General features: G+C 50.3%; 12 protein-coding genes. All 12 read right to left on the bottom strand.

Annotation, left to right across the window (positions count from 1 at the left end):
• Positions 1-16: 16 nt before the first annotated feature.
• Positions 17-637, bottom strand: coding sequence for a ribosome maturation factor RimM (gene rimM / locus AC1W8Y_RS12090; RefSeq protein WP_482014735.1), 621 nt, complete (start codon positions 635-637; stop codon positions 17-19).
• 18 nt (positions 638-655) lie between these two features.
• Positions 656-916, bottom strand: coding sequence for a 30S ribosomal protein S16 (gene rpsP, locus AC1W8Y_RS12085; protein WP_482014734.1), 261 nt, complete (start codon positions 914-916; stop codon positions 656-658).
• 132 nt (positions 917-1,048) lie between these two features.
• Positions 1,049-1,300: a sulfurtransferase TusA family protein gene (locus tag AC1W8Y_RS12080; protein ID WP_482014733.1), complete on the bottom strand. Its 252-nt coding sequence runs from the start codon at positions 1,298-1,300 to the stop codon at positions 1,049-1,051.
• A gap of 41 nt (positions 1,301-1,341) precedes the next feature.
• Entirely contained in the window at positions 1,342-3,972 is a 2,631-nt protein-coding gene (gene alaS / locus AC1W8Y_RS12075; RefSeq protein ID WP_482014732.1) for an alanine--tRNA ligase, read from the bottom strand.
• Between the two features lie 65 nt (positions 3,973-4,037).
• On the bottom strand, positions 4,038-4,901 hold the full coding sequence (locus AC1W8Y_RS12070) for a pilus assembly FimT family protein (protein WP_482014731.1): 864 nt from the start codon (positions 4,899-4,901) through the stop codon (positions 4,038-4,040).
• Entirely contained in the window at positions 4,901-5,539 is a 639-nt protein-coding gene (locus AC1W8Y_RS12065; protein ID WP_482014757.1) for a prepilin-type N-terminal cleavage/methylation domain-containing protein, read from the bottom strand. Before AC1W8Y_RS12065 ends, AC1W8Y_RS12070 begins: the two co-directional genes overlap by 1 nt.
• Before the next feature lie 21 nt (positions 5,540-5,560).
• Positions 5,561-6,676 (bottom strand): hypothetical protein, encoded by a 1,116-nt coding sequence (locus tag AC1W8Y_RS12060; protein WP_482014730.1) that lies wholly within the window; start codon positions 6,674-6,676, stop codon positions 5,561-5,563.
• A 61-nt stretch (positions 6,677-6,737) separates the two neighbouring features.
• Complete coding sequence (locus AC1W8Y_RS12055) at positions 6,738-8,459, bottom strand: ATPase, T2SS/T4P/T4SS family (RefSeq protein ID WP_482014729.1); 1,722 nt, start codon at positions 8,457-8,459, stop codon at positions 6,738-6,740.
• Positions 8,456-8,872 (bottom strand): hypothetical protein, encoded by a 417-nt coding sequence (locus AC1W8Y_RS12050; protein ID WP_482014728.1) that lies wholly within the window; start codon positions 8,870-8,872, stop codon positions 8,456-8,458. The genes AC1W8Y_RS12055 and AC1W8Y_RS12050 overlap by 4 nt, the downstream gene beginning before the upstream one ends.
• Positions 8,862-10,148 carry a hypothetical protein gene (locus tag AC1W8Y_RS12045; protein ID WP_482014727.1) on the bottom strand — a complete coding sequence of 429 codons (1,287 nt, stop codon included), beginning with the start codon at positions 10,146-10,148 and terminating at the stop codon, positions 8,862-8,864. The genes AC1W8Y_RS12050 and AC1W8Y_RS12045 overlap by 11 nt, the downstream gene beginning before the upstream one ends.
• Positions 10,148-11,743 (bottom strand): type II secretion system protein GspD, encoded by a 1,596-nt coding sequence (locus AC1W8Y_RS12040; protein ID WP_482014726.1) that lies wholly within the window; start codon positions 11,741-11,743, stop codon positions 10,148-10,150. The genes AC1W8Y_RS12045 and AC1W8Y_RS12040 overlap by 1 nt, the downstream gene beginning before the upstream one ends.
• Positions 11,740-12,444 carry a TrbG/VirB9 family P-type conjugative transfer protein gene (locus tag AC1W8Y_RS12035; protein ID WP_482014725.1) on the bottom strand — a complete coding sequence of 235 codons (705 nt, stop codon included), beginning with the start codon at positions 12,442-12,444 and terminating at the stop codon, positions 11,740-11,742. Before AC1W8Y_RS12035 ends, AC1W8Y_RS12040 begins: the two co-directional genes overlap by 4 nt.
• Between the last annotated feature and the right edge of the window lie 197 nt (positions 12,445-12,641).

The following is a 12,641-nucleotide window of genomic DNA, read 5'->3' as shown; positions in this document are numbered from 1 at the left end:
GATGATTAAACTTGTTCTAAAAATCGAGTGGCCAATCAGTATCGATTTTTTTTCTGCTGATATCTACCTGCTGGACGTGTGCCTCGACAAATGGCACGAGTATTTCAATTTTTTTGCCCTTATCGTCTAGCAGAGGGTCAGACGGATCCATGGTCTTCAACCTTTGAACCCGCAAAATGGCATGAGCACCGTTGTCGAGCACCTCAGTGACAAGGCCGATCAGAGTCTGTGACTCTGTTTCGTAGACTGCACAGCCTTCTAAATCTACCCAATAGTATTCATCGTGCTTCGCGGGTGGAAACAGTGATTTCGAGACAAGAACCGTGTGACCAACAAGACCTTCTGCCGCGTCACGATCATTTATCGAGTCTAACTGAGCGACCACGGTGGACCCTTGAGGCCGTACCGCGACGACTTTGAACGCACGCAAACCCACCCCGCCAGCATCCGTCGGGCTAGTGGCGCGTTTTGCAGGCGCAACTGACGCTTGTAGCCACCACGTGGATGCTTTGCGTAGAACGTCCGAATTGGAGGAGTGTGGCTGGATTTTTACCCAGCCCCTAACACCATAGCCAGCAACAATGCGACCTAATTCGATTAAGTCGCTAGGCGCGCTTGACACGCCTTGTACTGCCATGATGATTGTCTGGCTCAATTAAGCCGCAGTTGCGACTTTGGCCGAGTAGTCTTTTACCAAACGTGCAACGGCTGGTGACAACTGTGCACCATTGGATGTCCAGTAGCCAACGCGATCCATCGCAATGCGCAGACGCTCTTCATTGGCATTAGCAACTGGGTTGTAAAAACCAACACGCTCAATGAAGCGACCATCGCGACGATTACGGGAATCGGTTGCAACGAGGTTATAAAAAGGACGTTTTTTCGACCCACCGCGGGCCATACGAATCACCACCATAGGTAATCCCTCTATAAAATTAGTGAATATGTCAGTCGATGTGCCGAAAATGGCATCACCCAAAAGATCCAACAAAGCCAACTAGTGTAGCACTTTTTACCCTATGTTGAACCAACGCTTGAGCAAAATCCGCTATCTTCTCTTCAAATAATGTTCGACGTGGCTTTTTTGATCTATTTGAGCAATTAAATCATTGCCGGTCTGCTTCGCAAACGCCTGAAAATCTCTGACCGCACCTCGATCGGTGGTTAACACTTGCAACACCTCACCGCTCATCATGATGGCTAATGCTTTCTTTGCCTTCAATATCGGCAAAGGGCATGCCAACCCTTTGGCATCGACCTGATGCTGAAAATCAGGTATGGCTTCGGCTAGCTGTGTCATCAATGACCTATTTCCATCGTCTGTCATACATTCGTTACCGCTCAGATTCTCGTGGCAACCCAGGGCTGCACCCCAGCGATCGCTGCAGGAAGCTTGTCAAGGAGTGTTCCGCCACCCATTGCCATATCCGGACGACCGCCCCCTTTACCGCCCAACTGAGAGGAAAGGTCTGCGACCAGCTCTCCCGCCTTCAGCTTATTGGTGAGATCAGCAGTCACGCCAGCGACGACACTAATCTTGCCCTCTGCCGAACGTGCGGCGAGCACTACAACCGCCGATCGCAACTTGTCTTTCAGCTGATCCACCATCGCTCGCAACTCTTTGGGATCAACGCCCTGCACTTCATGTGCTAAGACCTTGATACCGTTCAGATCAACCGCTTGCTCTGACAGCGCTTGTCCAGCGCTCGACGCAAGCTTTGCTCGAGCCTGATCCAACTCACGCTCAAGACTCTTGATTTGATCCTGAACAACCCCAATCCGATCAACCAAATCAGCAGGTTGCGTCTTCAGGGCAGAAGAGGCCTTTAACACTGTCGTATTTAATCGTTGAACCCAGGCGAGCGCATTATCACCAGTAATCGCCTCAATTCGGCGTACGCCAGCTGCCACCCCCGATTCAGCCAATATTTTGAATAGGCCAATGTCACCAGTGCGCTCGACGTGGGTACCGCCGCAGAGCTCTCTCGAAAAACCAATATCCAAAACTCGCACGGTATCGCCGTATTTTTCACCAAATAACGCCATCGCACCGCCTTTAACCGCCTCATCGTAAGCCATGACCTGAGCCCGCGCAGCTTGATTAGCAAGGATTTCGGCATTCACTAAACGTTCAACTTTTTCAATGTCTGCAGCAGAAACCGGGGCATCGTGTGCAAAGTCAAAACGAGTTTTATCTGCGTCAACCAGCGAACCACGTTGCTGTACATGCCCCCCTAATACGTCCCTCAGCGCCTTGTGCATCAGATGAGTCGCGGAGTGATTTCTGACAGTTTTGGCACGGTTCGTTGCATTAACCTCAGCAAAAACCTGATCCCCAACAGACAAGGTACCCAAGGTTATCTGTCCATGGTGTCCAAATACCGAAGACTGGATTTTTTGAGTGTCAAGAACGGTAAAAGACGAAGTGGCAGTCTTGAGTAAACCGCTATCACCCACTTGACCACCCGACTCTGCGTAGAACGGCGTTCTATCCAGCACAATAATCGCCTGTTGCCCAGCCGACACGTTATCTACCTGCACCCCATCGAGATACAAAGCGAGTACGCTTGCTTGGCAAGACAAATGGTCATATCCCTCGAATTGAGTTTGCGATCCGTGATACGACAACCCTTCCGTCATTTTGAATTTACCGGATGCTTTTGCCTGTTCACGCTGGCGATTCATTGCCAGATCGTAGCCTTCAATATCCACATCAACGCTGCGTTCACGACAAATATCAGCAGTTAAATCAACGGGAAACCCGTAGGTGTCATAGAGCGTGAAGAGCGTATTGCCATCCAAAACAGGATTTTTCCCCGGCTCTTGGACGAGGCCAGCCAAAGCGACATCAAGCAATTTCATGCCGTGCTCAAGGGTTTCACCGAATCTCTCTTCTTCTTGGCGTAATACTTGCTCAACCCTTGTCGCTGCCTTTCTGAGCTCTGGGTAAGCGTCGCCCATCTCATTGACCAAGTCTTTCACCAGTAAATAGAAAAATGGTTTCGACTGCCCAAGCTGATAACCATGACGTAAGGCGCGTCGAACGATGCGGCGTAGGACATAGCCCCTGCCCTCGTTGCTCGGAATAACCCCATCGACGATCAAAAAACTGCAAGCCCGTATGTGGTCTGCGATGACTTTCAACGAATTATTGGTCAGGTCTTTACAGTGAGTTTCTCGGGCGGCCGCAGCAATTAAGCCCTGAAACAAGTCAATCTCATAGTTGGAATGAACATGCTGCAACACGGCAGCGATTCGCTCTAGCCCCATCCCTGTATCAACGCAAGGTTTGGGTAATGGGGTTAAATTGCCCGCTGCGTCTCGCTCAAATTGCATAAAAACGAGATTCCAAATCTCGATATAGCGATCCCCATCCTCTTCGGGCGACCCTGGGGGCCCGCCCCAAATACCCTCGCCATGGTCATAAAAAATCTCGGTACAAGGACCACAGGGGCCTGTGTCTGCCATTTGCCAAAAATTGTCAGAGGCATAGCGTGCACCCTTGTTATCACCGATCCGAATGATTCGTTCAGCCGGCACGCCCATGACGTTTTTCCAGATATCGTACGCTTCGTCATCTTCTTGATAGACGGTGACCCACAGTTTTTCTTTGGGCAACGCGTAGACATCGGTCAATAGCGTCCAGGCAAACTTGATTGCCTCGTGCTTGAAGTAGTCCCCGAAGCTGAAATTGCCAAGCATCTCGAAGAACGTATGGTGCCTCGCTGTATAGCCAACATTTTCGAGATCATTGTGTTTTCCTCCAGCCCGCACACTTCTCTGTGAAGAAGTCGCTCGTGTGTAAGGCCGCGTATCTTTACCGGTAAAAACATCCTTGAACTGAACCATCCCCGAATTGGTGAACAGCAACGTCGGGTCGTTGCCAGGGATCAGCGAGGAGGACGCAACAACGGTGTGACCATTAGATTGAAAATATTCAAGAAACTTTGATCGAATTTCAGCGGTTTTCATGATGCGACACAAAAAATGAGGAATCTGCATTGCAAGGCGCAATGCCGGATCGGATAAACCACTGATTATAGGGGAGCAACACAAACATAGGCCCGGACACCTGTTGCGTGAAATGAATGCTCGTATGGTGGGTCGATTCGCCATTCAGCCACGAGTCTGGCCAAATAGCCCTCCGGGCAGTTGCAGTCGCCGGTCAATGGGTTGACATATTGGTCAGGAGAATTCAACCCCTTGCAATTCGCCCCTGCCGCAGACACGAAAGCGCCTCCAAATCTATCTTGCGGGCTCAACGAAATCGGATGTGAGAAATGCAGTGCGACGGTGCCCACGGGTAAGGTTGGGATGGTCTCCCAAGGTGGGTTAGGCAAATCAAGTGGCGCGCCCTTTAACCGAGAGATGGCCAGAGGATGAACGACCAAGCCCGTCCCGGCCAGCGTCGTGAGTAACTTGCCCAACCGATTACTATCTTGCGCATTTTCGGATTCGGTCCCATCTGGCCGCAAAACCAATAAGGCCTCCAGCGCGCAGGCAGCATTCACACAATTTGCGCGAACAACTTGTCGGATATAAATCTCCAACTGGTAAGGTAATGACGGTTTTGTCACGAAGCTGCCAGGCAAATGTCCGGCCTCTATCAACTTACTCACCTCTAGCTTTTTGACCCGATGGGTTCTGAATTCAGCCAATGCTGCAGCACCTTTAAGTCGACTCGTTTGTAACGCATCAGCTCGCAGTTTCAACTCTTGCCTGACCGCATTGCCGACCAAAACGAGCCACGCCCCACTGGATGCTGCCGCGTGATCCTCAATGTCATTGACCCATCGGTCCGCTGACCAAGCCGCTAGCAATGAAGCAATCATCAAGATCACGACTAGCTCGAACAGCAGAAAACCCTGTTGCTTTTGATCATGCTTATGCCTGCGTGCCATTAGCGAATGACGAACTGGAACTGATTGCTATCGCCCGCAGAACACTGAGCATCTGCGAGGATTGGGTTGTACGGCTGAGGTGGAATCTGCGTGGCGTTCTTGACTTGAGCTGAACCATTTCGTCCCGAGATCACAACGATTTCCGCGACACGCTGCAAAATTGAAGCCAAAGCGGGGCAAGCTGCATCATTGACATCTGTAAACGTCATTGAAAACGCCGAACCGCGTGCAAAACCCGCCAAGCTCTGAGCTTCGATCTGGACGACCCCTCGCCCACTAACGCCTGATCCACCCAGACCGTGCGCGATGTTGCTTGTCGCACCTTCACCTGAAACGGAAATCACACTCGACCCTCTCAGGGCGGAGGCAAGTGTGCCGTTGTGAATGCCCTGGTAAGGCGTTGCGCCGAAACCGTGTGTATTTGCTTTTATTCGAGCAACGAAACGCTGCATCTCTTCTGCCACTCGCGGCACTTTATTTTCAATCACATAAGCTTGTATAGCAGGAATTCCAATAATGGCAATCAGCATCATGATTGCAGTGACAATCGACACCTCAATCAAAGAAAAGCCCTGCTGCTGCCGGTGCTTGGTCACATCTTTTGTGCGCAAGGAATTGTGGCCACTACCATAAGTCATACACATCACTGATCCTTTCATTTAGTTAAATGCATACGCAATAGCCATGGCCTGCCTGAGCTCATCGATTACCTTAACGTGTACGAGCGCGATGCCCATCACAACGATGACAGCCAAAATCAGTAAAGACCATCGAATTTGTTGCGCACTTTGTTTAAACTCGTTCAAGGCGTTTGTTCCCAACCGGTCGGCAGAGCGAAAAATCGCTTGATCCAGGCCTGCGATTTCCGCAACATCACACAAGAACCACCAGGTTTTTTCATCAATCAAACCGCTGTCCAACGCTTGCACTGACCCTAAGCCCACATCAATCCTCGAGAGCATCGTCTGCAGGTGATGGTCCAGCCATGCGCAGCGATTGTCTGACATCACAACCAATGCATGACGCAGTCGGGCTAATTCGCTGCCCTGTGGCTGAATCAGTACCGCTAGCAAGGACAGGAACCTCATTGCCTGAAGGGATCGATACAACTTCCAAATAAACCAACGATCCAGGACAGAGCGAAATGGACCCACATAATTTTCAACAGACCACCCAGTGAAACCGAGGCAAATCGAGCTCACGACCAGCGCGTGACACCAGTACGAACGCAGCAATTGAGAGAGCTGATCGAATCGAATTGTCCAAGGCCCGTAATATTCACTGGGGACCATAGAAAACGCCATGAACAAACGATCGTGGGTAAAAAATGGCATCGCCATAATCGACAGCAACGCCACCAGCCAAGCGCTAAAACCGACAGACGTTGTTTGTAAAAAGCTATTTTTTGCTTCGTCGTATGTTCGTACACAACGACCCAAACTCCCAAACACCAAACTGAGCGATTGACCGCCCGCAAGTTGGGCAGTACGCAACGCAACAATGTCGTCTTGGGGTAAAGTCTGATCAAACGTCGAGTACACATCGCCAGAGGCTAGGGTCAATCGATTCGCCCAGTAGTTGGCTAGCAAGCCACGGGCACCACGGCCACGATATCGCTTGGCATCTGCTTCAAGAATTTTCAAAAGTGTTTTACCACCACCGTTGAGCCCGATCATTTCACTGAGGTAGGCGTAATAATCGGCACGGTAGGGTTTAAAAACACGCGCAGAGATTGATAGGCATAGCCGTTGGTAATGGCTTCTGAACCATTTCATTGAACAGACCAAAGAAATGACCATCAGACCCTGTCGGTAGTATCTTTCTATCATCCTAGGGTCACAAAGACAGTTGAAAGGGCCCAAACCTTGTTTCAACCGACCGTGGATCAATTTGTCCGATTGATATTTTAAAAATGGCGCATTCAAAGATTGATTTGCCAAACATATTGTCGTTTGTCAGCGTCGCCCGCGAGCGGGTGTCGAACCAGTATTTCAACGTTGAGCGATTTGGATCGTTTAACGCGTCTAAAAAATCCGACTCGCAGGTGGGCTCGATCATCTCAGCAACCACTGTCCTGCTCTCCAGTCCAAATAGGGATTCGATTTTCTTAGCTCTACAAACCTCGCAACCTTTGACGTTACGAAAGCGCAAGGCTTCTACGTTCAGTTGATAAGCAGATGTCAGCGCTTTAATCCAGCGAACAAACCATTGATAAGGTCTAGCATGGCCCTTGGCACACAACCAGTTTGCCTGCGCGGGTACGTCGCAAAATCTTATCGAACAAGCGCGACAAAGCGCTGGTAACAGCATTTGATGAACAAGTAGCTTTAGAACACCAGGACTTGCCAAGAAGTCTCGTGAAACGCCGATCAAACTTGAACTGAGTCTTTCACAGATCAGTAAGCACGACCGCGCGTGAACGGTCGTGTAGAGGCTTGCGCCCGAAGCAGCGAGATCCATGAAAGCCCGACCACCTGCGGCATCTCGTATTTCACCAATGAGCAAATCATTCATGGCAGATCGCTTAATGGTTGTTAGTTTTGAATCGAATACCTGTCTATCAGAACCGTCTAAAGACCGAGTTAACGTGTTTTGTAAGGCGTTGGCGATCACGAACTCGGCAGGATCCTCAATTGTGATGATTTTCCGGTTGGCCGGAATATTTTTCATCAATGTTGCAATGGTGGTTGATTTGCCCGAACCAACGGATCCAGATAAAACCACTGCACCACCCTCAATCAAGGCAGCTCGCTCAAAAGTGTCAACTTGAGACGGCAGATACCCCAATTGCATCAGGGTAGGCGCCAGCGCAGTTGGATCAGATCGCAACAGCCTCAGGCATACACTCGGACCGTGATCGGTCGCCAGCGATGCCCACCGGAGCGTCAGTTGTATCCCCTTTGCGGTGCGTTCAAGACGGCCTTGTTGTTCAATGGTGGGATCAAACACGGCACCATTCCCGCCTTTGATCTCCATCCACACGAGGCTGAGCATCTCAAGCATGAACAACGTTGGATATTGAGAGAATTTTGTACCTTCAACGTAATGTCCGTCTATCGTATATCTGATCAGTGACTGAGAGTCAGAAGTACGAACGTTGAAATGGACGTCACTTGCACCCGCATCAAACGCCCATTCAATAATTTCATCAAAAATTCGAATTAAGGCAGGACGACGATCTTGCCCTCGCAATCCTGACGATAAAGCGCGCTCGTCGTTCAATCGGAGTGGTTTAATCAAACTCAACAACACGGGCCGCGACACGGCATAGACAGGCCGCTCTTGTAGTTTAAATTTCTTGCGCATCAAGAGATCCAATACGGCTGCTACTTGATCATCATGATCGGTTCCGCAAATAACAAATAAACCTGCACTGCCATCGTCAAACAGTACAGGGCACATCCGATCGAGCAGGCTTACTGTATCAAGCTCAACGGCCAGCAATCGCTTGCAACGTGGGCGTAGCTGACTAAGTTCCTCATGGGTGTTGACCAGCATCCCTGAAACAGCAGAAGCATCACGCGAGCCTGTCTTGAAACTTGTGCGGAACCAACTCATTGGGGTTTGAAATCCAGACAAATTTCCTTCACGACGTCTTCGCGCTTGAGCTTCACACAAGGCGGATCAATATTGACGAGTTCGTAGCCAATCCGAAGCCCGAACAGCGGCTGTAAAACGCCTGACCGAAAACTCATGGATACCGAGTCGATCGTCACCTCGGCGGTCAACTTGTTACCGAGGCCGTAAATGGCATGTAACTTATCCGCGGTCTTCGCCTTGGGTGATGCCGCGATATCGTCAGACCGCGCGGGGGTGGAATGGCTTGCGCTTTTTAATGCCGCAAGGGCTTCGGCTTCCATCAGGGAATTAACGGTTTGCTCGATATTGGATTCGGCGGCGCAAAGTGTCGTTCCGAAGAGCAGTACCACAGCGCCTACGCAGTGCCACCAAATAGTCAACTTAAAGAACAAATAAAACCCCTTCTGCGATGAATTGAAGTGCACTGCCCTTTCCGCTGTTGTGCGTCTCAGATGAAGCGTCTACTGAGATGGATACTCGCGTCCAATAGATAGGTAGTAAAAGTCGGTTGGTTAGAATCGCTGATCGCAGTGGCCCTTTGAACCTCAGGGTATGGCTTTGATTGCTGGCGTGGGCTCGAACAGATCCCACCTGGACAGACTCAAATCCAGTCTCGATTTCACGAATCTGATCGAGCCACTTCAGATCATCAATACTTGAATAAACGACTGAGTTAGCGTGATGCTCGTCAACCCATCCAACGATCGCTCGATCCAGATCTTCAAATGCCAGGGTGGCATGAGTGACGCTGAGATGTTGTAGATGGTGATTACGCGCCGCCGGTGATCGCCGGCGATAGATCGCCTGACACTGCCAAAGCATTTGAACAGATTCACAATCCAACGACGTCAAAGCCCAGCCGTCTTTTTCTACTGGCAATGTCGACCATTTTTGAATGCTCGCCCAGAGTGATCCGGGCTCATCCGTTCGATCCGACAAGCGATCTAGACTGACGCCAGTTTGTGGAGGATATCCGCCGTGATTCGTTGAACCATTCAAACGAGTTGACTCGCCCGAGGTCGAACCAAACCACATCCAGCAAGCTCCAATCGTTGCAGACGCGATCAGCATTGCTTTAATCGAGCTTGACCTGGCATACCAATCAGGGATCTTGTTGACCACCGAACAGACTGGAAAATCACCTTCTAGCCAGGTAGGCCTTTGCAAGCACCAAGTCGCTTCAAGCGTCGTCAAGTCAAGATCGATGAATCGGGTCTTTAAGTCGGCAACTGCGTGCAAAGCAGACTGCTTTGATGAAAAATGCTTATCGCTACTACACAAAACATAGCCTTCACTGCAAGCAATCAGCCAATATCCCTCTTGTGAATCGGATAAGAGGCAGACGTGCGCACCTAACGGATGACGAGATGCAAAAATAGCTGCGAGTGAAAATAATCGACGATGAATTGAAGTGTTGCCGGCAATGTGCCGTGAATTGATCCGGCGTTTGCAAGCAGCGACACGTGCGTCAGAGCCGCTGAACACGTAGTGAGTCGCGTGTGTCGCGCGCGCGCGCTGCAGTACCTCTTGACGCGGGTTAGACCCAACCAACGCAAACCAGTTCATGCCAACCAGCAACTGCTCGCCCGCGTCGGTCAGAAACGAATCGGCTGATGACTGACGAATTTGACCCGAAGAAGACGCCACCATCTGCTCATCTGACTGCACTAGCCATCCTCCAGTAACGCAGTCAGCACGATCACCGTAATGAGTTTGCTTTTACCTATACGGTCGCTGCCACCAAGGATAGCGGGAAGCTCTGGCGACAAACTTAACGATTTGCTTTGTTCTTTTGTGCGTTCGAAGCCTGATATCAACATGGATTGCCCAGAGCGCAACGCTATTTGCTGAACCGAACCGTTGCCGTCAATGACAATTTGTTGGACGGAGAGGTTTTTTCCACTTCCGCCGAAGCTCACCGTTTTTAGAGGTTGGGCAACGGTATTGTCATAGGCAATTGAAATAAGAATTTGGCCGTCTTCTTGAGCATCTGGCAAGATGGTCAAAAAAGCGCCTACCGTTTCCTCTTTTTGACTCACGGAAACCGACCCGTTTTGGGGTTCACTACCATCGCTTTTTATTGCAGTGGCTGGGGTTGTTTTAATCTGATCAATATAGGAGAAGGTCGTACGGACAGCATGTGTCACGGGCCGACGATTGATGGTCATCATGGGGATAGTGCTATGTCGTATGACTTTGCCTTGGCGAGAAAGTGCCTGAAGCATCAGTTGAATAGGATTGGATCCAGGTGCTGCGACAGCAACCGCCGAGGTCGACAGGTCGTCTTCGCTCGCAGTGATTGGCCCTTTTACAGAGGCCGTTAAATGATCAGTCATCACGGCAGCTGACCAATCGACGCGAAGCTCTTGGTCATTCTCGGTTTCAACGGTTAGTTCTTCAAACACCAGTCTGAGACGACGGGTGAGAATTCGATTTTCTTTCTCGATAAACTGTGCGATGTTCGATAGCGATTCTGGCACATCGGTAACCACAATTGAACTGGAAGCCCCAGATTGGGCGGTGACAACACCAGCCTTGGTCAAGAAGGGTTCAACTTTTACCTTTATCGCATCGAGTGCGCTTTGTTCCGTTGATCTCAAGACCGTGCGGGCACTGCTATCAAACCCACCGGCACCTGCGGCGCTAGATCGCCCTAAGGCCATCTCAACTGAGGCAGACGTCGTTAATAGGCGCACATCAAACACTTGAGTCTGCGTACGATAAAAAATGATTGCGCCAGATTCGTATCGCCAATAGATATTTAAGCGCCGTGCAATGACATCCAGAATTTTGGCCAACGGTTGCGAACCACGAGGAAAAGCAGCTTCGCTTGGCATCAACACGATTTCACCGGGCACGTTGAGTGATGTGCGTGGTGCGAACATTGATGAAGGCAATAAGGCTTCTGGGCTAATTCGAACGGGCAGGTCGATGGCAATGCTGAGCCTCTGTGCGATTGCAGGTAGATCAAATGCGGTCGATCCAAACAGCAACGTCGACTCAACCCGCCGTTGCAGGGCTTTTGGCAATAAGACTTCTCTCGCGACAGGTATCGATTTACCCGCAACCCACGGCTTGTTGACCGATTGTGCTTCAAGTCGAACTTGTCCGTTGGTCGCCGCCTTTTTGAATCGATCGATTCGGCCTTCTACGTTCTCTGTTGATAGCGCGACCCGTTGTCGATGCTCTTCTAGTACCTCATGAAAGGTACATCCCGAAGACAGGAAACTACCCAAAATCAGCATCTGCCGACCAATGATCATGGCGTACCTTCCCGGCTCATGGTTGGATCGCAGGATTGTGTCGCGGACACGACCCGAAGCACTCGGTTTGAGTAAAAGCAGGCTTGAAGCGGTCGATCAGACAATTCAGTAGCCGCCATGAGCTGCCTGACGGATTGCTCGAAAGGATGCGGAAAACTGACATAACCAGAAATTGGAACATCAACATCGACGGCCCAATGTTCAGACAAAAAATGCCAGCCTGCTAACGCTGCCCATCTGACGAGTGCCCTACGCAACAGGAGATCTTCAGGTCTCAAGTCAAAGGTGACTGAAGGGGTCGCTTTTACCGCGACGCTCTCTTTTGCGGCTGAAGCAGAGACAACTATTTCGTTGGGGACTGGCAACCGGTGACGATGTGCCTCAGCAGCTTTCTTGCCTTGCCGAAAGTAGAGATGATCCCATCCACCTGAGACGACAATCAAATCACCTCGACGGGTGTATTCGAGCAACTGTTCTCCATGGAGCAATTTCGCTGAAATGATTGGGATTGCCTGTGATGGTCGCCATTGCAGCCAGATTTGTTCAGTATCTGAAAATACTTGAATGGGACCAACCGATTTATCGCCGAGCAAACGCCAGTTGAAATTTAATGCACCGGCACTACTGTTGAGTAATTTGCCATCAAAACCGCTTTCCCCACGAGCTGGCTTTGAGGGCCACGCGCAAGCCTCTACAAGCAAGCAGGAAAAAATTATTACAAGACGCGCTGTCAACATCGATGATCACGAAGAAGGAATCGACCGACATCATGACCGCGGATGCATCAAACAACAATTGTGAAACCTACGTATACATGAACAGAAAGCGACAGCATCTGATCGCGCAAAAAAAGAGCCAACCTCGTGATTGCCCACAAACACTCGCTGGCAAGTCAGCT

The organism is Jezberella sp. (assembly GCF_964834465.1).
This window is presented reverse-complemented; position numbering and strand designations above follow the sequence as displayed.

Coding starts and splice junctions, on each gene's coding strand:
- rimM (WP_482014735.1), bottom strand. CDS start 637: ATGGCAGTACAAGGCGTGTCAAGCGCGCCTAGCGACTTAATCGAATTA.
- rpsP (WP_482014734.1), bottom strand. CDS start 916: ATGGTGGTGATTCGTATGGCCCGCGGTGGGTCGAAAAAACGTCCTTTT.
- AC1W8Y_RS12080 (WP_482014733.1), bottom strand. CDS start 1,300: ATGACACAGCTAGCCGAAGCCATACCTGATTTTCAGCATCAGGTCGAT.
- alaS (WP_482014732.1), bottom strand. CDS start 3,972: ATGAAAACCGCTGAAATTCGATCAAAGTTTCTTGAATATTTTCAATCT.
- AC1W8Y_RS12070 (WP_482014731.1), bottom strand. CDS start 4,901: ATGGCACGCAGGCATAAGCATGATCAAAAGCAACAGGGTTTTCTGCTG.
- AC1W8Y_RS12065 (WP_482014757.1), bottom strand. CDS start 5,539: ATGACTTATGGTAGTGGCCACAATTCCTTGCGCACAAAAGATGTGACC.
- AC1W8Y_RS12060 (WP_482014730.1), bottom strand. CDS start 6,676: ATGAAATGGTTCAGAAGCCATTACCAACGGCTATGCCTATCAATCTCT.
- AC1W8Y_RS12055 (WP_482014729.1), bottom strand. CDS start 8,459: ATGAGTTGGTTCCGCACAAGTTTCAAGACAGGCTCGCGTGATGCTTCT.
- AC1W8Y_RS12040 (WP_482014726.1), bottom strand. CDS start 11,743: ATGATCATTGGTCGGCAGATGCTGATTTTGGGTAGTTTCCTGTCTTCG.